This window comes from Pseudomonas entomophila (assembly GCF_013523125.1).
Taxonomy (GTDB): Bacteria; Pseudomonadota; Gammaproteobacteria; order Pseudomonadales; family Pseudomonadaceae; genus Aquipseudomonas; species Aquipseudomonas entomophila_B.
The window spans coordinates 1-17,969 of sequence record NZ_JAAMQJ010000032.1; the positions used below are offsets into that span (position 1 = coordinate 1).

Consider the following 17,969-nt stretch of genomic DNA (forward strand, 5'->3'; position numbering starts at 1 on the left):
CTGGCTGATGCTCAACGGCCAGGTCTACGGCGGCGAGCTGAGCCTGGCGTTCAGCTTCAGCGCGCAGATGTTCGCCCCGGCGACCATCGAGCGCCTGGCGCGGGCCTACGAGGCCGAGCTGACGGCGTTGATCGCCCACTGCGACAGGCCGTGCGGGCTGACGCCCTCGGACGTCCCGCTGGCCGGCCTGAGCCAGGCGCAACTGGATGCGCTGCCGCTCGACCCGGCGCAGGTGGAGGATCTGTACCCACTGTCGCCGATGCAGCAGGGCATGCTGTTCCATACCCTGTCCGACGAGGGTGATGCGCTCTACGTCAATCAGCTCAGCCTGCCCGTCGAAGGGCTGGACGAAGCGCGTTTCCGCGCCGCCTGGCAGCAGGTGATCGACCGTCACGAGATCCTGCGCACGTCGTTCCACTGGGAAGGCCGGCAGGGCGCGCCGCTGCAAGTGGTTCATCGCCATGTCGAGGTGGCCATGCATGTGCTCGACTGGCGCGACCGTACGGTGGCTGCTGACGACCTGGACGCCTTGACCAAAGAGATCCGTGAGCAAGGCTTCGCCCTCGACCAGCTACCCCTGCAGCGGCTCACCCTGGTGCGCACGGCCGGCCAGGCCCATCACCTGATCTGGACCAGCCACCACATCCTCATGGATGGCTGGAGCAGTTCGCAGCTGTTCGGCGAGGTGCTGGAGCAGTATGCCCACGGTCGCATCAGCGGCGACAGCGGCCGTTACCGCGACTTCATCGGCTGGCTCCAGGCGCAGGATCCGCAGCGGTTGCAGGCCTACTGGCAGACGCGCCTGCAACCGCTCGACGCGCCGACCCTGCTGAGCCAGGCGGTGCACCCCCGGCAGACCGGTGACCTGCCAGGGCACCAGGCGCTGTATACCCGCTGGGACGCCACGCGCACGGCGGCCCTGCAACAATACTGTCGGCAGCACGGCATCACGGCCAACACCTTGATCCAGGGGGCTTGGCTGCTCGTGTTGCAGCGTTACACGGGCCAGCGCTGCGTGGCGTTCGGCGCCACCGTGGCCGGTCGTCCCGAAAGCCTGCCCCAGGCTCAGCAGATGCTGGGTCTGTTCATCAACACCCTGCCGGTCATCCAGACCGTCGAGCCGACCCAGCCTCTGGATCAGTGGCTGCAGCAATTGCAGAGCGACAATCTGGACCTGCGCGAGCATGCCCACGCGCCGCTGGCCGATATCCAGCGGTGGTCGGGGCAGGGCGGACAGGCGTTGTTCGACAGCATCATCGTGTTCGAGAACTACCCGATCGACCAACGCCTGGAACAGGCCCAGGGCGGTCTGCGCTTCGGCGCGTCGAACAGCCACGATGTCACGAACATGCCCATGGACCTGGCGGTGACCCTCGGCCAGACCCTGGCGATCGAATACCTGTTCCTGCGCAGCCACTTCAGCACGGCGGCGGTGGAAGGCATCCGCGAACTGATGGAAACCGTGCTGCAAGCGATGCTCGACAGCCCGGGCGCACGGCTGGGCAACCTGCAGCGTCTGAGCGCGCCACAACGCCAGGCGTTGGCCCGGTGGAGCGCCCCGGCGCCCGCCCGCCATCAGCCCCTGCACGTGCCGGCGCTGATCGCCCGGCACGCGGTGCAGCGCCCGCAGGCCATCGCCGTCGAATGCGCTGGGCAGACGCTGAGCTACGGTGAACTGGAGGTGCGCGCCAACCGGCTGGCGCACCGCCTGCAGGCCCGTGGCGTCGGCGCCGAGGTGACGGTGGGCGTGGCGCTGGCGCGTTCGGTGGACCTGGTGGTGGCCTTGCTGGCGGTGTTCAAGAGCGGCGCGGCCTACGTGCCGCTGGACCTGGACTACCCGGCCGAACGCCTGGCCTTCATGATCCAGGACTCCGGCATGCGCCAGCTGATCGGTCGCGCCGACCTGGGACAGCGCCTGGCACTGCCGGACGGGCTCGACCTGCTCGACCCGGCCGCTGGTGCCTACCCGGAGGACGTTCAGATCGCCGTGACGCCGGCGCTGCATGACGACAGCCTGGCCTACCTGATCTACACCTCGGGTTCGACCGGTGTGCCCAAGGGCGTCGCGGTGAGTCATGGCCCCTTGAGCATGCACTGCCAAGCCATCGCCGAGCTGTACCAGATGACGGTCGGCACCCGCGAGCTGCACTTCATGTCGTTCGCCTTCGACGGGGCCCATGAGCGCTGGCTGACCACGCTGTCGATGGGCGGCACCCTGGTGGTGCGCGACGACGAGCTGTGGACGCCGCAGCAGACCTGCGAGGCCCTGGAGCGGTCACGCATCGACGTCGCCTGCTTCCCGCCGGCCTACCTCAAGCAGGTGGCCGAGTACGTGCAGCGCAGTGGCGTTCAGGCCCCGGCGGTGCGCATCTACTGCCTGGGCGGCGATGCCGTGTCCGAGCAGACCCTGGCCCAGGTGCGCCAGGCGCTGCGCCCGCAGCACATCGTCAATGGCTATGGCCCGACCGAAACCGTGGTCACGCCCATGCTCTGGAAAGCCGCGCCCGAAGAACCCTGTGGAGCGGCCTACGCACCCATCGGCCGGGTCGTGGGCCAGCGCTCGCTGCACGTGCTGGACGACGACCTCAACCCGCTGCCTGCCGGGTTTGCCGGGCAGCTGTTCATCGGGGGGCAGGGCCTGGCGCGCGGCTATCACCAGCGCCCCGGCCTGACCGCCGAACGGTTCGTGCCCGATCCGTTCGGGGCGCCGGGGGCGCGGCTGTATCGCTCAGGTGACCTGGTGCGGCTGCGCGACAGTGGCGTGCTGGACTACGTCGGGCGCCTGGACCACCAGGTGAAGGTCCGTGGTTTCCGTATCGAGCTGGGCGAGATCGAGGCCTGCCTGCGCCAGCAGCCGGAGGTCGGCGAAGCGCTGGTGGTCGCCCGGGACGGCGTGTCCGGCAAGCAGCTGATCGGCTATGTGGCTGCGCAGGCGGTCAGCGGCGAGCAGCTCAAGGCCCGTCTGGCCGAGACCTTGCCCGCCTACATGGTGCCGACGCAGGTGATCTGCCTGGCGCAGCTGCCGGTGTCGGCCAACGGCAAGCTCGACCGCAAGGCCTTGCCCGAGCCGACCTTCGACCTGGCCCGCCACGTGCCGCCGCGCACGGACGAGGAGCAGTGGATGGCCGAGATCTGGGCCGACGTGCTGCAGCGCGAGCGGGTGGGCATCACCGACAACTTCTTCGAGCTGGGCGGCGACTCGATCCTGAGCCTGCAGGTGGTCTCGCACGTGCGCAACCATCCGCACCTCGCGCGGGAACTGAAGCTGCGCGACCTGATGCGTTGCCAGACCATCGCCACCCTGTTCGACCAGCAGGCGGTCTCGCAGGTCAGCGCCGCGCCGCGTGCCGTGGTCCTGGACGGCGCCTTCCCGCTGATTCCGATCCAGGCCTGGTTCCTCGAGACCCAGACGCACACGCCAGAGCACTTCAACCAGGCCTTGATCCTGCGCGCCCGTGAGCCCCTCGACGCCCAGGCGCTGACCCGGACCCTGACCTGCATGCTCGGCCAGCACGATGCGCTGCGGCTGCGCTTCAGCCAGGAGGAGGGCCAATGGGTGCAGCGTTATCAGGCGCTGTCGACCTGCCTGGACCACCTGGAGCAGGACCCCTTGCTGTGGGTCGGCGAGGTGGCCGACGAGGGCGCGCTGGAAGACCTGGCCAACGACCTGCAACGCAGCCTCGACCTGACCCAGGGGCCGCTGATCCGCGGGTTGCTGGCGACCCTGGGCGATGGCCAGGAGCGCCTGTTGCTGGTGATCCATCACCTGGTGGTCGATGGGGTGTCCTGGCGGGTGCTGCTGCAGGACTTGCCGGTGGCGTACCAGGCCTACCGGGAAGGGCGCGAACCGGTCTTGTCACAGCGCACCAGCAGCTTCGGCGAATGGGCCGCGAGCCTGGCCGCCCATGCGTCGGCCGTGCGCGAGCGCGAACTGGACTACTGGGGGGGCCAGCTCGATCGCCCGGGCACGGCACTGCGCTGCGACAACCCGCGTGGCGCCAACCTGATGTGCCACCGTGAGGAAGTTGCCTTCAGCCTGACGGCCGAGCTGACCGAGCGACTGCTCAAGCAGGCACCGGCTGCCTACCAGACGCAGATCAACGACCTGTTGCTGACCGCCCTGAGCCAGGCCTTGTGCCAGTGGGGCGACACGGACTCGGCCGTGGTGCTGCTCGAAGGCCATGGCCGTGAAGACCTGTTCGATACCCTGCACCTGAGCCGCACCCTGGGCTGGTTCACCAGTATGTACCCGGTGCGCCTGACGCCCCTGGCCGATCCGGGCGCGTCGATCCAGCGCATTCGTCAGCAATTGAGCGAGGTGCCGGACAAAGGCATCGGCTACGGCGTGCTGCGGCACATGGCCGACCCCGCCACCCAGGCACGCCTGGCGGCGCTGCCACAGGCGCCGGTGACCTTCAACTACCTGGGGCAGCTGGACCAGAGCTTCGAGGCCGAGGACGCGCTGTTCCTGCCGGCGCCGGAAAGCGTCGGCGACAGCTTCTCGTCGCAGGCACGCCTGGCCAACACGCTGGAGGTGGTCGGCCAGGTGTTCGGCGGCCAGCTGTCGTTCCGCTGCATCTACAGCCACCGGCGTTTCCGCCGAGGCACCATCGACGCGCTCATGGCGGCGTTCCAGGCACAGTTGACGTGCCTGACCGAACACTGCGTGCAGGTGCAGGCCGAGCGTCTCGCCGTTTCTTCCGAAACCCCATGTGGGGTCGAGTTTGGCCTAGGAGCCGAATCATGCCTTTGAACCCCGAGATCGCCGACTTTCTCGACGTGATCGACAGCACTCCTGAGCAGGCCCGCGCCCAGGCCCTGCATCGTCTGACGCCAGCGGCTGCGCGAGAGGCGTTCGAGCAGGCCTCGCAGCGCATGCAATGGCCCTGGCCGCAGGTGCACAGCGAGGACGTGACGTGCCTGGCACGGGACGGCGCGATCTTGGCCTTGCGCCTTTACCTGCCGCCTGGACAGGCCGACCGGTCGCTGCCGGTGCTGGTCTACCTGCATGGGGGCGGATTCGTGGTCGGCAGCATCGCCTCCCATGACGGGGTCTGTCGCGAGTTCTGCGCCCGCACCCCCTGCGCCGTGCTGACCGTCGACTACCGCCGCGCCCCGGAGCATCGCTTCCCGACGACACTGCACGACGGCGCCGATGCGCTGGCCTGGCTGGCGGCCAACGCGCAGGACTGGGGCCTGGACCTGGAGCGCGTGGCATTCGGCGGGGACAGCGTCGGCGCTACCTTGGCGACCGTCCTGGCGATCGACGCCGCGCGCGGCAACGGCCCGATCCAGCCGCGGCTGCAACTGCTGTGCTACCCGGTGACCGACGCCTCGAGCGCTGCCGAGTCGCGCACCTTGTTCAGCGAGGGCTACCTGCTCGAGAGCCAGACACTGGAGTGGTTCTACGACCACTATGCCCGGCAGGCCGAGGACCGCGCGGACTGGCGCTTCTCACCGTTGCTCGCCGAGCGGCTCGACGGCGTGGCGCCAGCCTACCTGGCGCTGGCGGGCTTCGATCCGTTGCTGGATGAAGGCCAGGCATACGCTGCGCGGTTGGCCGGAGCGGGGGTCGAGGTGCGCTGCGAGACCTTCGACGGGCTGGTGCACGATTTTCTGCGCATGCGGTGGGTGACGGCCGAAATCGACGGGGTCTACGCGACCTTGTCCCAGGTGCTGCGAGAGGCGCTGCGCTGAGCGCCGACGCAGGGCCTACAAAGCCTGCACATGTGCAGCGAGGCTGCCGCCGCCATCGCGGGCAAGCCCCACAGGGGGGGGCGAGCGGATGCATGCCGGCAGGCTTCATGCGGGCTGGGTGGGAGCTGGCTTGCCAGAGACTGGGCCTGTTCAGCCCCTGCAAGGTGAATAGGCCGGCGCTCTGTCTGTTAGCGATGCAGCAAGGCTGCCGACGCCATCGCGGGCAAGCCCGCTCCCACAGGGGGGGGGCGAGCGGATGCATGCCGGCAGGCTTCATGCGGGCTGGGTGGGAGCTGGCTTGCCAGCGATAGGGCCTGTGCAGCCACTGCAAGGTGGATAGGCCGGCGCTCTGTCTGTCGGCGATGCAGCGAGGCTGTCGACGCTATCGTGGGCAAGCCCGCTCCCACACAGGGGGTGTTTGGGCGGATGCATTCTTCACCTGGCCCGACCCCTGAACGCAAACACCCGCGCCCTCGTACGAGGGCGCGGGCGTGTCACGACACGTGCGGTCAGATCAGAACGTGTACTTCACGGTGGTCATGAGGTTGCGCGGGGCGCCATACACGCCCCAGGCATCGACGTAGGAGAAGTACTTGCGGTCGAACACGTTGTTGACGTTCACCGACGCGCTGAGGTGGTCGGTGATGTCGTAGCGGGCCATCAGGTTGGTCAGGGCGTAGCTGCCCTGGGTGTAGGTGCGCAGGTCCTGGCCGGTCTTGCTCTGCCAGTTCACGCCGCCGCCGACGGTCAGCTTGTCGTCCAGGAAGCCGGGTATCCGGTAGGTGGTGAAGGTCTTCGCGCTGTGGCGCGGGGTGTTGGTGACGATGCGGTTGTCGTCCGAGTCGGTGCTGACGCTGTAGGCGTAGCCGGCGAACGCCTGCCAGCCTTCGGCCAGCTCGCCGTTGAGCTCCAGCTCCACGCCCTTGGTGGTGGTGCCCTGCTCGGCACGGTAGATGTCCGGCGAGCGCACGTAGACCGCCAGGTTGTCCTGCTCGATGCGGAACAGCGCCAGGCTGGCGTTGAGCCTGTCGTCGTTGAAGCTGCCCTTTACGCCCAGCTCGTAGCCAGTGCCTTCCTGGGGATCGAGCGGCTTGTAGTTGGCGTCACGCACGCCATAGGGCTGGGGGTTGAAGATCTTGGTGTAACTGCCATACACCGACCAGGTGTCGTCCAGGTCGTAGACCACCCCGGCGTAGGGCAGGAACACGCCGTGACGGTCCTCCACGCTCTTGTTGCTGTTGGCCGAGTCGACCCAGTCCTGGTAGTCGTTGGTGCGTTTCCAGTCGGTCACCCGACTGCCGAGGATGACGGACAGGTCATCGGTGAGGTGGAAGCGCCCGGTGAGGTAGGCGGCGTACTGGTTTTCTTGGATATAAGTCTTGCCGACCGGCGTCGTGTCGGGACGCGCGCCCTGACCGTCCCAGGCGAAGATGTTGTCGACGGTGCCGTCGTAGCCGGTCCAGGAGCCGAACCAGCCGCCGTGGCTCGGCGTGTTCTCGGTGTAGCGCGACAGGGTCACGCCTGCGATCAGCTCATGCTCGCGGCCGAACAGGCTGAAGGGGCCGGTCACGTAGGCGTCGAGGTTGTTCTGGCGGGGGCTGCCCGACCAGCGGTTGGGGTACAGGTAAGCCCCCGAGCCGTCCACCGCGCTGATTTCCCCGTTCATGTAGTTGATCAGCTCGTCGAACTCCATGACGCTGTGGCTGACTTCGACCTTGCCGCTCCAGCCGCTGCCGAACTGATGCTCCAGGGAGGCGAAGACGTTGGTGGTCTTGCGGTCGTTGTACGACCAGGTCGGGGCGCTGTTCTTCGAGCGGCCGAAGTCCGTCTTGCTGCCGTCGGCGAAGCGGACCTGGAAGCCCGTGCGCAGCGGGTCGTCGGCCTGGGCATTGATGTAGCTGAAGCCGGCCGTGAGCATGGTCGCCTCGCTCAGGTCGAACTCGGTGATGCCGTAGACCAGCTGGGTCTCCTGCTTGAGGCGATCGACGTAGGAATGCTGAGTCTTGTAGTCCACCACCAGGCGACCACGGACGTTGCCACTGTCGGTCAGCGGACCGGACACGTCGAAACCGGTGCCGTAGCGGTCCCAGTTGCCCGCTTCGGCGGTCACGCTGCCCTGGAAGGTCGCGGTCGGGCGCTTGCGGATCAGGTTGATGGTGGCCGACGGAGTGCCGGTGCCGCTGATCAGGCCGGTGGCGCCGCGCACGACTTCGACGCGGTCGTACATGGCGGTGTTCTGGGTGGTGTTGTCCAGGCGCGGCGAGGTCGGCACCCCGTCGATCTCGAAGTTGTTGATCTGGAAGCCCCGCGACCAGTACGTGTCGTTCTCGGCGCCGATGCCGGTGCGCAGGACGGTGATGCCGGGGGTGGCCTCGAGCACCTCGGTGAGGTTGGTCAGCTTCTGGTCGTCCAGGCGCTGGCGGGTGACCACGGTGACCGACTGCGGGGTTTCCTTCTGGGTCAGGTTCAGCCGCGTCGAGCTACTGGACATGTAGGTGGTGTACGAGCCACTGCCTTCGGTCACCGAGCCCGGCGCCATCCCTGAGATCGAGGTCATGCCCAGTTCCAGCGCGCCACTGTCGGCCGACGGCGGCGCCATCAGCAGCACGGTGTTGCCTTCCACGCGGTACGACAGGCCACTGCCGCTCAGCAGGCGCTGCAGTGCCTCCTGGGTCGACACCGAACCGGAGACGGCGCGGACGTTGAGCCCCTGGACCAGCTCCGGGCTGTACAGGATCTGCATGTCGGTCTGCTGGCCCAGCTGCTGCAAGGCGCTGGCCAAGGGCTGCGCGGCGATGTCGACCGACACCTGATCGGCGTGCACGGCGCTGCTCCCCAGCAGCGTCAGTGCCAGCAGGGCGCCAGGCAGTACGGATCGGCGCGCGAGCGAGGCGCGCACGGCATGGGTCAGCGGGGTGGGGCGAAGCGTCGGATGGCGCATGGGGCAAGGCTCCTGAATGAAGCGGGCAGTTATTCTTTTAGGGACCGATCGGACTGTCTTGACCCCTCACCAACGAAATGCGCGCGGCAATCTTTAGCCCTGCGCCGAAAAAACCGCTGCGGCGCCGATCACCGGTTGCAAGGCAGGGAGGGCAGGCCTTTCAACGTCTTTACCTAACAGGGTGTGGGCCCCATTACTGATCTGGCAGAGCGGTTCACCCCCTGTGTGGGAGCGGGCTTGCCCGCGATGCAGGCGGTGATGGACCGGACGCCATCGTGGGCAAGCCCGCTCCCACAGGAGGGCTGCGCTTGCCTGTGTCAGACCGTGGCGTAGTCGCTGACGACGCGACCGGCCTCCATGCGCACGCATTGATCGGCGATGTCGAAATAGCGGTCGTCATGGGAGATCACGATGAGGGTCTTGCCCATCCGTTTGAGGTCCGGCAGCAGCTCGGTATAGAAGATGCGGCGGAAGGTCGGGTCCTGGTCCGCCGCCCACTCGTCGAACACCAGCACGGGCCGCTGCTCCAGCCAGGCGTTGACCAGCGCCAGGCGCTTGCGCTGGCCGGTGGACAGGTCGGTGGTGGTGAACTTACCGTCCTGGATGCTGACCTTGTGCGCGATCTCCAACCGCTCCAGATACTGATTGGCCTCGTCGGGGATGACCTGGTCGCCCTGGATGACCTCGTCGAACAGGTAGTAGTCGGCGAAGACGGTGGTGAACAGCTGGCGATAGCGGTCGCGGTCGGCGGCCTCCACCACCTTCCCATCGAGCACCACCTGGCCTTGCTGGGGGGCGTACAGGCCCAGCAACAGCTTGATCAGGGTGGTCTTGCCGCAGCCGTTCTCGCCGACGATGAAGACGATCTCGCCCTGCTCGATGCGCAGGTTGACCGGGCCCAGGCGGAAGGGTGGCGCATCGCCCACCGGTGGGAAGGCGTAGCTCACGTCCTTCAGTTCCAGCGTGCGGATCGACGCCTGTGCCGCCGGGGCATCGGTCAGCAGCAGGTGCGGCTCGGGCGAGGAGAACTGGCGCGACAGCTCGGCGATACGCTGGAAGGCGATGCCGGCGCGGCTGACGATGGGCAGGGTGCCGATCAGGTGCTCGAGCGGGCCTTTCATGTACAGCAGCACCAGCACGAAGCCGCTGATCACCGCCGTGTCCTGGCCCGGCCCAGTGCCGTGCATCCACAACGCGATGCCGATGACCACGAAGAACAGCATGGAGCCGAAGGTCTTGGCGATGACGAAGGTGTTGATCGCACGGATCTGTGTCCTGCAGATGAAGTCGGCGGTCGCCTGGATGCCCTGGGTGAACATCCGGTGGCGCCGCGGGCGGTGGATGCGCAGCTCCTTGGCGCCGCCGGCCACCGCGTGGTACTGGCGCTGCAGCTCGTCCTCGGCGTCGCGCGCGGCCATGAAGCCCTGCACGCCGACCGACTGCGCCACGGACTGGGCGGTGACGCCGACGGCGATGGCCACCAGCATCAGCAGGAACATCGGCCATGACAGCAGGGCCAGGTAGCCCAGGCAGCCCAGGGTGACGGTGAGCGAGATGGCCAGCGGCGCGAAGGCGAAGGCGAAATCGCTGATGGTGTCCACGTCGTGGGTCAGCACCGGGATCAACCGGTGGCTGCGGTAGCGCTCGATCTGCTCGATGGGCGCGGCCAGCACCTTCTCGCCCAGCGTCTTGCGCAGCCGGGCGATGATGTGCTGACCGACGTAGTTGGTGCCGATGTCCGACAGGATGGTGCTGACCAGCGCCAGCACGCAGAGGCCGACGAAGCCCAGCACCAGCCCACGGCTCAGCTCACTGTCGGCGTGCAGGGCCGTGTTGATGGTGGCCAGCAGGACGGTGACGCTCAGGCCGCCGAGCATCCCCAGGACGATGGACACGCCGACGATCAGCCTGAAGGGCTTGAGCAGGCCCATCAGCTCACGCAGGGCGCCTGGAGTAGAGGCGCTCATCGTGCGAGGTCCGGGGTCGGACGTGGATGAACGACGCGGGCAGGGCGCGGCGTGGACACGAGGGTCTGGCTCATGGTGACGGTTCCTGGGGCAGTGAAGGGGCACGCGCAGGAAGGGCCCCTTGTCCTGCGGCGCGTACACCGGAAGGAACGAGCCAGGGGCGGCCTAATTTACCGTCGGCGCCGGGTCAGAGCGGGCGCATGACGCGAAAGCCGATCCAGTCGCCACGGTCGGTGGCATAGGCGTTGTTGCGGTTGCCCGAGCGCGAGAAGATCGGCGCCTCGCCCCAGTCGTTGCCGCGAATGCTGACCAGCTTGCACGCGCCGTCCTTCCAGGCGCTGCCGTCACTGGGCGCGCCACGGTAATGGTCGTGATAGCAGTCGGCGACCCACTCGTAGACGTTGCCGTGCATGTCGTACACACCGTAGGCGTTGGGCGGGAAGCTGCCGACCGGCGAGGTGTAGCTGAAGCCGTCCTTGGGGCCGTAGACGTTGGCGTTCCGGCTGATCTCGTAGTGGGCGTCGGGCTGGAACGGGAAGGCCCCTTCGCTCCCGCCACGGGCGGCGTATTCGCGCTGGGCCTCGCTGACCATGCGGTAGGGCTGACCGGTCTTCTTCGACAGCCAGGCGACGTAGGCCTCGACATCGCCATGGCTCATGCACACGGCCGGCTGGCGCGGACCCTGGGCGTAGCTGGGCTGGCTGTTGGTGCAGCGCCGGCCTGGACGATCGTCGCCATCGGCGATGATCACGCCCGCTTCTTTCTGGTACGCCGCCCACTCACCGGCCGTGATCTGGAAGCGGCTGATGGCGAAGGGCTGGGCGAAGGTCACCGGGTGTTGCGGGCTTTCGTCTTCCTGGCGGCCCATCTCGTTGTCCGGCGTGCCCATGGTGAAGGTGCCAGCGGGCAGCACCACCATCTCCGGGCAGAGCGTGTCGCAGTCGCGAAACACCGTGCCAGGTCGTTGGGCAGGCTCGGCGGCCTGGAGCGGCAGGCTGCAGGCGGCGAGCAGGGCGGCGAGGGTGAAGGTCTGGAGCGGCGGGGTCATGGCGAAGCCTCGTTCAAGGGAGCGGGTGCGCAGCGGCATCGACCGCCGCGGGTCGAGCGTGGGGCCTGGGCGATGAAGCGACCGACCAGCCGCCGCCCAGGGCCTTGTACAGCGAGGCGGCCCCTTGCAGGCGGGCCAGGCGCAGCTGCACCTGTTCGTCCTGGGCCTGGTAGAGCGTGCGCTGGGTGTCGAGCACGGTGAGCAGGGTCTCGGCACCCGCGGCATAGCGCTGCTGGGCCAGGTCGGAGGCGATCTGCGCCTGACGTGCCTGCTCGTCCTGCCACCGACGCTGGCGCTCGACCCCATCGATGGCGTTGAGCGCTTGCTCGACATCGGCGAAACCGGCGAGCAGGCTGACGCCGTAGGCGTGCAGCAGTTCTTCCTGTTCGGCCTTGGCCAGGGTGTGCCCGGCGCGCAGGCGACCACGGTCGAAGACTGGGGCGAGCAGGCCTGCGGTCAGCGTGTAGTAGGGGCTGTCCATCACGTCGGCGAACGTGCGTGCGCCGCTGCCCAGCTCGGCGCCCAGCACCAGCTGCGGCAGCAGGGCTGCCCGGGCGACCTGAACGTTGGCGCTGGCCGCGGCCAGGCGCGCCTCGGCGGCGGCGATGTCCGGACGGCGGGTGAGCAGGTCGCTGGGCAGACCGGCATCGATGCGTGGCCAGTGCAGCGTGGCGAGGGTCTCGTCGAACGGCGGCAGGGCCTGGACCGGCTCGCCCAGCAGCGTGGCCAGGACGATCCGCGCCTCGTGCAGACGCTGGTCGAGCCGCGGCAACTGGCGCGCCTGGGCAGCGACCAGGCTGTGCTGCTGCGCCACCTCCAGCGCGGTGGCCGAGCCGGCCTGCTGGCGCGTCTGCACCCAGGCCAGCACCTCGCGGGCGTTGTCCAGGTTGAGCTGGGCGAGGCGCGCCTGCTCGTTCAGGGCCAGGCACTGCAGGTAGCCGTCGGCCACGGCGGCGAGCAGGGTCAGCTCGACGGTCTGGCGGTCGAACCGGGTGGCCTCCAGGTCACGCACCGCACGGGTCTGGGCCGCGCGCAGGCCGCCCCAGAAATCCACTTCGTAACGGGCGCTCAGGCGTGTGGCGAAGGCCGTGCTGGTGCGCTCGAAGCGGTCCACGTCGAGCTGATCGTAGCCCTCGCCCCGGAGCAGGCGCTGGCGGCTGGCGTCCACGCCCAGTTGCACCTCGGGCAGCAAGGGCGCCCCGGCGATGGTGGCGCGTGCCTGGGCCTGACGCACCCGCGCCACGGCCGCCGCCAGGTCCTGGCTGTTGGCCAGGGCGCGCGTGACCAGCCGCTCCAGTTCAGGGCTGCCGAAGGCGCGCCACCAGGCCGCGTCGGGGCGTTCGGCGCGGGTCTCGACCTGGCCTTGCCAAGCGCGCGGTACGGTGACGTCGGTCTGCAGCGCCGGGGCGGTGGCGCAGGCGGTCAGGCACAGGCTCAGGGTCAAGGGGCCGAGGCGGCTGGGCAGGGTCATGGGTTATTCACTGGTCAGGGCGGTGACCGGGTCAAGGCTGGCCGCCTTGCGCGCCGGCATGAAGCCGAAGAGGACGCCGGTGGCCACCGCGCAGGCGAAGGCGCCGCACAGGGCACCGGCCGAAAAGGCGACGGCGATGTCGAACAGCGTCAGCAACGCGCCGGTCGCCAGGGCCAGCACCAGCCCGGTGACGCCGCCGACCATCGACAGCAGCACCGCCTCGGTCAGGAACTGGCGCAGGATGTCGCGCTGCCGCGCCCCGGTGGCCATGCGGATGCCGATCTCTCGGGTCCGCTCGCGCACGGTCATGAGCATGATGTTCATCACCCCGATGCCGCCGACCAGCAGCGAGATGGCCGCGATGGCGCCGAGCATCAGCGAGAGCGTGTTCTGTGTCCGCGCCTCGGCCTGGATCATGGCCGCCGCGTTGGTCAGCGAATAATCGCGCGTGCCATGGTGCAGGCGCAGCATCAGCCGGTCGATGGCATGCTCGGTTTCCTTCACGCGGGCCGAGTCGGCGGCTGCGATGGCGATGTACTCGGGGTCGCGGCTGCCGAACAGGCGGATGGACGCGGCGGAGTAGGGCACCGCGATGCGCCCGTCGCTGTCGGTGTCGCCGGAGCTGGAGCCTTTCTCCTGGAGTACGCCGATCACCTGGAACGGCACGTTGCCGATCAGGATGTACTGGCCGATCGGGTGGGCGACGCCGGCCATCAGCTTGGTGCGCACCTTGTGCCCGATCACCGCCACCGCCGAGGCGTTGCGCTCGTCGGCCTCGGTGAAGTAGCTGCCTTCGACCACCGGCCAGTTGAAGATGTGGGTGAACGCGGTGTTGTTGCCGCCGACGTAGAACTGCTCGGCGGCATTGCCGTAGCGCACGGTCAGGTCCTTGCCATTGACCGGCATGATGCGCTGCACTTCCGGAAGCTGGGCGATGGCCGCGACATCGTCCAGGCTCACGATGCCGACCTTGGAATGCGGCGTGGCGGCATCGCCGCCCAGGTACAGGATGTTCGAGCCGAACGCCGCCATCTGCGCCACCACCTGGCGTTTGCTGCCTTCGCCCACGGCCAGCATCACCACCACCGAGGCGACGCCGATGACGATGCCGAGCAGGGTGAGGGCGGTGCGGAAGCGGTTGATCCACAGGACCCGCCAGGCCGCCTGCAAGGACTCGACCAGCTCGCCGCGCCAGGCGCCGCGGGCGGTGGCGCCTTCGTCCAGGCGCTGGCGCAGTGTCGTGGCGTCCAGGCTCTGGACGGCGGGGCGCGCGGGTGCATGGGCGTTGGCCGAGTCGCTGACCACCAGGCCGTCGCGAATCTCGATCACCCGCTGGGCGCGCGCCGCGACGTCACGGTCATGGGTGATCAGGATCACCACATGGCCCTGGGCGGCCAGCTCGTCGAGCAGGGCCATCACCTCGGCGCCGCTGTGGCTGTCCAGGGCGCCGGTGGGCTCGTCGGCGAGGATGATGTGGCCGCCGTTCATCAGGGCCCGGGCGATCGACACGCGCTGTTGCTGGCCGCCGGAGAGCTGGTGCGGGCGATTGGCGGTGCGTGTGCCCAGGCCCAGGCGTTCGAGCAGGGCGCGGGCTCGGGCATGGCGCTGCGCCGGTGCGGTGCCGGCGTAGATTGCCGGCATCTCGACGTTCTCCTGGGCCGAGCCGGAGGGGATCAGGTGATAGCCCTGGAACACGAAGCCGAAGGCCTCGCGGCGCAGCCAGGCCAGCGCGTCGCTGTCCAGCTCGGCGACATCGCGCCCGGCGAACAGGTACTGGCCGCTGGTGGGCCGATCCAGGCAGCCGAGGATGTTCATCATCGTCGATTTGCCCGACCCCGAGGCGCCGACGATGGCGACGAACTCGCCAGGATGGATGCGCAGGCTGATGCCACGCACCACCTCGACCGTGGGCGTGTCGACACCGCCGTAGCGCTTGCGGATGTCACGCAGTTCGATCAGCGGAACGCTCATCTCAGCCTCCATCGCTCGAGCCGCCGATCACCAGGCGATCGCCGTCGGCCAGGCCGTCGAGCACCTGCACGCGCAGGCGGTCGCTCAGGCCGATACGCACCGCGCGGCGTTCGACCTTGCCCTTGGCCGTGAGCACCTGGGCGATGCGCCGGTCCTCGGCCGTGTCGTCCTCTTCCAGTGCGGCGACCGGCGCGGTCAGCACGCCGTCCGCCTGGCCGGCGACGAAGAACACCTGCGCGGTCATCTCGGCCATCAGCGCGTCATCGGCGTTGTCGACGTCCAGCAGCACGGTGTACAGCACCACCTTGCCACTGCTGTCGCCCGAGGCATTGGGCGCGCCGCCGCCCTGGCTGGACTGGTCCAGCGGCTTGGGCGGAATCGGCAGGATCTGCCGCACGGTGGTGCTCCAGCGGCGTTTGCCGCCGGCCAGGGTGGTGAAATAGGCCGGCATGCCTGGGCGCACCTTGCCGATGTCGGCTTCCGACACTTCGGCCCACACCGTCATCGGCGACAGCCGCGCGATGCGCAGGATCAGCGGCGTCTGCTGCTGAGCGTTGAGGGTCTGGCCTTCGCGCGCGTCCACGGCGACCACGGTGCCGGACAGCGGCGCATAGATGCGCGTATAGCCCAGTTCGGCCTCGTCGCTGCGCAGGCTGGCCTGGGCCTGGCGGATCTGCGCCTGGTACATGGCGATGCGCGCCTGGGTGGTTTCGAGCTGGGCCAAGGCCGTCTGCACGTCCTCGTCCCGGGTGGCGCCGCCCTTGGCCAGGTGCTGCTGGCGCTGATACTGGGTCTTGGCCAGGCGTTGCTGGGCGCGCTGCTCGTCCAGCTGGGCCTTGAGGTTCTCGATCGAATAGCGGGCAGCGTCCAGGCGGGCGCGCTGGGTGGACGGATCGATCTCCACCAGCAGCTGGCCCTGCTCGACGCGGTCGCCGACCTCGACGTGCAGCGTGCGGATCTGGCCGCTGGCCTGTGCGCCGACGTCCACGTAGCGACGCGGCTGCAGAGTGCCGAGTGCGGTGACGCTGCTCTCGATGTCGCCGCGGCTGACCGCGACGGTGGCGAGCGACGCGTTAGGGTCGGGCAGGAGCTTCCAGGCGGTCAGTGCGCCGATGACCAGCAGGCCAAGGGTGCCGATCAACAGCCGACGTGTGTGCGGGGGACGACTCATGCAGATTCCGGCCGACAGGGAGGGGGCTTGGGGGTGGCCCAAGAAACTTCCAGTTAGACGAGGGGGCGGTCGGTTAATTTAGCGTGGGCTGGAAAACGCAGTGTGCGCTGTGGGAAGGGAAGGCTTGCGCTTTGCCAGCGGGCCCGGCGGACAGGGGTGTCGGCCCTGACCTCATCGCGGGCAAGCCCCCACATTTTGGCTCGCGCTGCTGATCTGCCAGACCGACGCAATCCTCTGTGGGAGCTGGCTTGCCAGCGATAGCGTCCACGTCCTGCGCACCGGTTTGTTATGCTCTGCTCCTTTTTTCAGAGCGGAGCTGTCATGGCTGCTTTCGACCACACGCGCCAGCTCGGTCGCGCCGACCACCGGACCCTGGGCCTGGCGGCATTGGGGGGTGCGCTGGAGATCTACGACTTCATCATCTTCGTGTTCTTCGCGCTGACCCTGAGCCAGTTGTTCTTCCCGCCGCAGATGCCCGAGTGGCTGCGCCTGCTGCAAAGCTTCGGCATCTTCGTCACCGGTTACCTGGCGCGTCCTTTGGGCGGCCTGGTGATGGCGCATTTCGCCGACCACCTGGGTCGCAAGCGGGTGTTCGGCCTGAGCATCCTGATGATGGCCCTGCCGTGCCTGCTGATCGGCGTGATGCCGACCTACGCCGACATCGGCTATGCCGCCCCGTTGATCCTGCTGGCCCTGCGCATCCTGCAAGGCGCGGCGGTCGGCGGCGAGGTGCCGAGCGCCTGGGCCTTCGTCGCCGAACACACGCCACCGGGCCGGCGCGGCTACGCCCTGGGCTTCCTGCAGGCCGGGCTGACCTTCGGCTACCTGCTCGGCGCGCTGACCGCGACCGCCCTGGCCAAGGTCTACAGCCCGCAGGAAATCCTCGATCACGCCTGGCGCTACCCGTTCCTGCTGGGTGGCGTGTTCGGCCTGGTCGGGGTGTGGCTGCGCCGCTGGCTCAGCGAGACGCCGGTGTTCCTGGCCTTGCGCGCGCGGCGTGAGCAACCGGTGGCGTTCCCCCTGCGTCAGGTGCTGTCTACGCACCGCCGGGCGTTGATCCCCGCCGCGCTGCTGACCTGTGTGCTGACCTCGGCGGTGGTGGTACTGGTGGTGATCACGCCGACCGTGATGCAGCAGCGCTTCGCCCTGGATGCCGGACAGACGTTCGCCCTGAGCGCGGTGGGCATCGTGTTCCTGAACATCGGCTGCGTCGTGGCCGGCATGATCGTCGATCGCTTCGGCGCCTGGCGCGCGCTGATCGGCTACAGCCTGCTGCTGCCGCTGGGGACCGGCATGCTGTACGCGAACCTGGTCGGTGCCTGGGGCTGGACGGGGTCGGCCTATGCACTGGCCGGGTTGTGCTGCGGCGTGGTCGGCGTGGTGCCGTCGATCATGGTCGGCCTGTTCCCGGCGCCGGTGCGGGTCTCGGGGATTTCGTTCACTTACAACCTGGCGTATGCGTTGTGGGCCAGCGTCACGCCCCTGGCCCTGATCGCCCTGATGCCGTGGAGCCCCTGGGTCTGCGTGGTGTTCTGTGTGGTCATGGGGCTGGTGGGGGCGGCGACGGGCCTGTACTTCGGGCGCCGCGCGCCGCTCGAGACCCGCTCACCGCATGCTGTCTGGTGCGCCGAGGAATAGGGCGGGTGCGCTGAGCCATGCCCGCATGAAAAAGCCCAAGTCGCAGGACTTGGGCTTTTTCGTCT

9 protein-coding genes are annotated in these 17,969 nt (G+C 68.6%); 3 read left to right on the forward strand and 6 right to left on the reverse strand.

The window, feature by feature from the left end; genetic code table 11:
- Together G7007_RS15770 and G7007_RS15775 are read left to right on the forward strand one after the other, a co-directional pair.
- Positions 1-4,753: non-ribosomal peptide synthetase (locus tag G7007_RS15770; protein ID WP_181103117.1), on the forward strand; the 4,753-nt coding region annotated here is incomplete at its 5' end.
- Entirely contained in the window at positions 4,744-5,697 is a 954-nt protein-coding gene (locus tag G7007_RS15775) for an alpha/beta hydrolase (RefSeq protein WP_181103119.1), read from the forward strand. The genes G7007_RS15770 and G7007_RS15775, both read left to right, overlap by 10 nt.
- A 514-nt stretch (positions 5,698-6,211) precedes the next feature.
- On the opposite strand, the gene G7007_RS15780 is transcribed toward G7007_RS15775, so the two are convergent.
- The 6 genes from G7007_RS15780 to G7007_RS15805 all read right to left on the reverse strand — a co-directional run bounded on the left by G7007_RS15780 (position 6,212) and on the right by G7007_RS15805 (position 16,266).
- Positions 6,212-8,638 (reverse strand): TonB-dependent siderophore receptor, encoded by a 2,427-nt coding sequence (locus tag G7007_RS15780; RefSeq protein WP_181103121.1) that lies wholly within the window; start codon positions 8,636-8,638, stop codon positions 6,212-6,214.
- Between the two features lie 317 nt (positions 8,639-8,955).
- The gene (locus G7007_RS15785; protein ID WP_181103123.1) at positions 8,956-10,605 is read right to left on the reverse strand and encodes a cyclic peptide export ABC transporter; all 1,650 of its coding nucleotides are present in this window, start codon (positions 10,603-10,605) and stop codon (positions 8,956-8,958) included.
- Between the two features lie 187 nt (positions 10,606-10,792).
- The gene (locus G7007_RS15790) at positions 10,793-11,653 is read right to left on the reverse strand and encodes a formylglycine-generating enzyme family protein (protein WP_181103125.1); all 861 of its coding nucleotides are present in this window, start codon (positions 11,651-11,653) and stop codon (positions 10,793-10,795) included.
- Positions 11,654-11,666: 13 nt separating this feature from the next.
- Positions 11,667-13,124 carry an efflux transporter outer membrane subunit gene (locus G7007_RS15795; RefSeq protein WP_181103126.1) on the reverse strand — a complete coding sequence of 486 codons (1,458 nt, stop codon included), beginning with the start codon at positions 13,122-13,124 and terminating at the stop codon, positions 11,667-11,669.
- Positions 13,125-13,127: 3 nt separating this feature from the next.
- Entirely contained in the window at positions 13,128-15,095 is a 1,968-nt protein-coding gene (locus tag G7007_RS15800; RefSeq protein ID WP_181103128.1) for a MacB family efflux pump subunit, read from the reverse strand.
- Position 15,096: 1 nt separating this feature from the next.
- Positions 15,097-16,266, reverse strand: coding sequence for an efflux RND transporter periplasmic adaptor subunit (locus G7007_RS15805; protein ID WP_181103130.1), 1,170 nt, complete (start codon positions 16,264-16,266; stop codon positions 15,097-15,099).
- A gap of 321 nt (positions 16,267-16,587) precedes the next feature.
- On the opposite strand from G7007_RS15805, the gene G7007_RS15810 reads away from it, so the two are divergent.
- The gene (locus G7007_RS15810) at positions 16,588-17,904 is read left to right on the forward strand and encodes an MFS transporter (RefSeq protein WP_181103132.1); all 1,317 of its coding nucleotides are present in this window, start codon (positions 16,588-16,590) and stop codon (positions 17,902-17,904) included.
- Positions 17,905-17,969 lie beyond the last annotated feature (65 nt).

Bases quoted from the DNA above. Each gene is read 5' to 3' on its own strand.
- G7007_RS15775 (WP_181103119.1), top strand. From the start codon at position 4,744: ATGCCTTTGAACCCCGAGATCGCCGACTTTCTCGACGTGATCGACAGC.
- G7007_RS15780 (WP_181103121.1), bottom strand. From the start codon at position 8,638: ATGCGCCATCCGACGCTTCGCCCCACCCCGCTGACCCATGCCGTGCGC.
- G7007_RS15785 (WP_181103123.1), bottom strand. From the start codon at position 10,605: ATGAGCGCCTCTACTCCAGGCGCCCTGCGTGAGCTGATGGGCCTGCTC.
- G7007_RS15790 (WP_181103125.1), bottom strand. From the start codon at position 11,653: ATGACCCCGCCGCTCCAGACCTTCACCCTCGCCGCCCTGCTCGCCGCC.
- G7007_RS15795 (WP_181103126.1), bottom strand. From the start codon at position 13,124: ATGACCCTGCCCAGCCGCCTCGGCCCCTTGACCCTGAGCCTGTGCCTG.
- G7007_RS15800 (WP_181103128.1), bottom strand. From the start codon at position 15,095: ATGAGCGTTCCGCTGATCGAACTGCGTGACATCCGCAAGCGCTACGGC.
- G7007_RS15805 (WP_181103130.1), bottom strand. From the start codon at position 16,266: ATGAGTCGTCCCCCGCACACACGTCGGCTGTTGATCGGCACCCTTGGC.
- G7007_RS15810 (WP_181103132.1), top strand. From the start codon at position 16,588: ATGGCTGCTTTCGACCACACGCGCCAGCTCGGTCGCGCCGACCACCGG.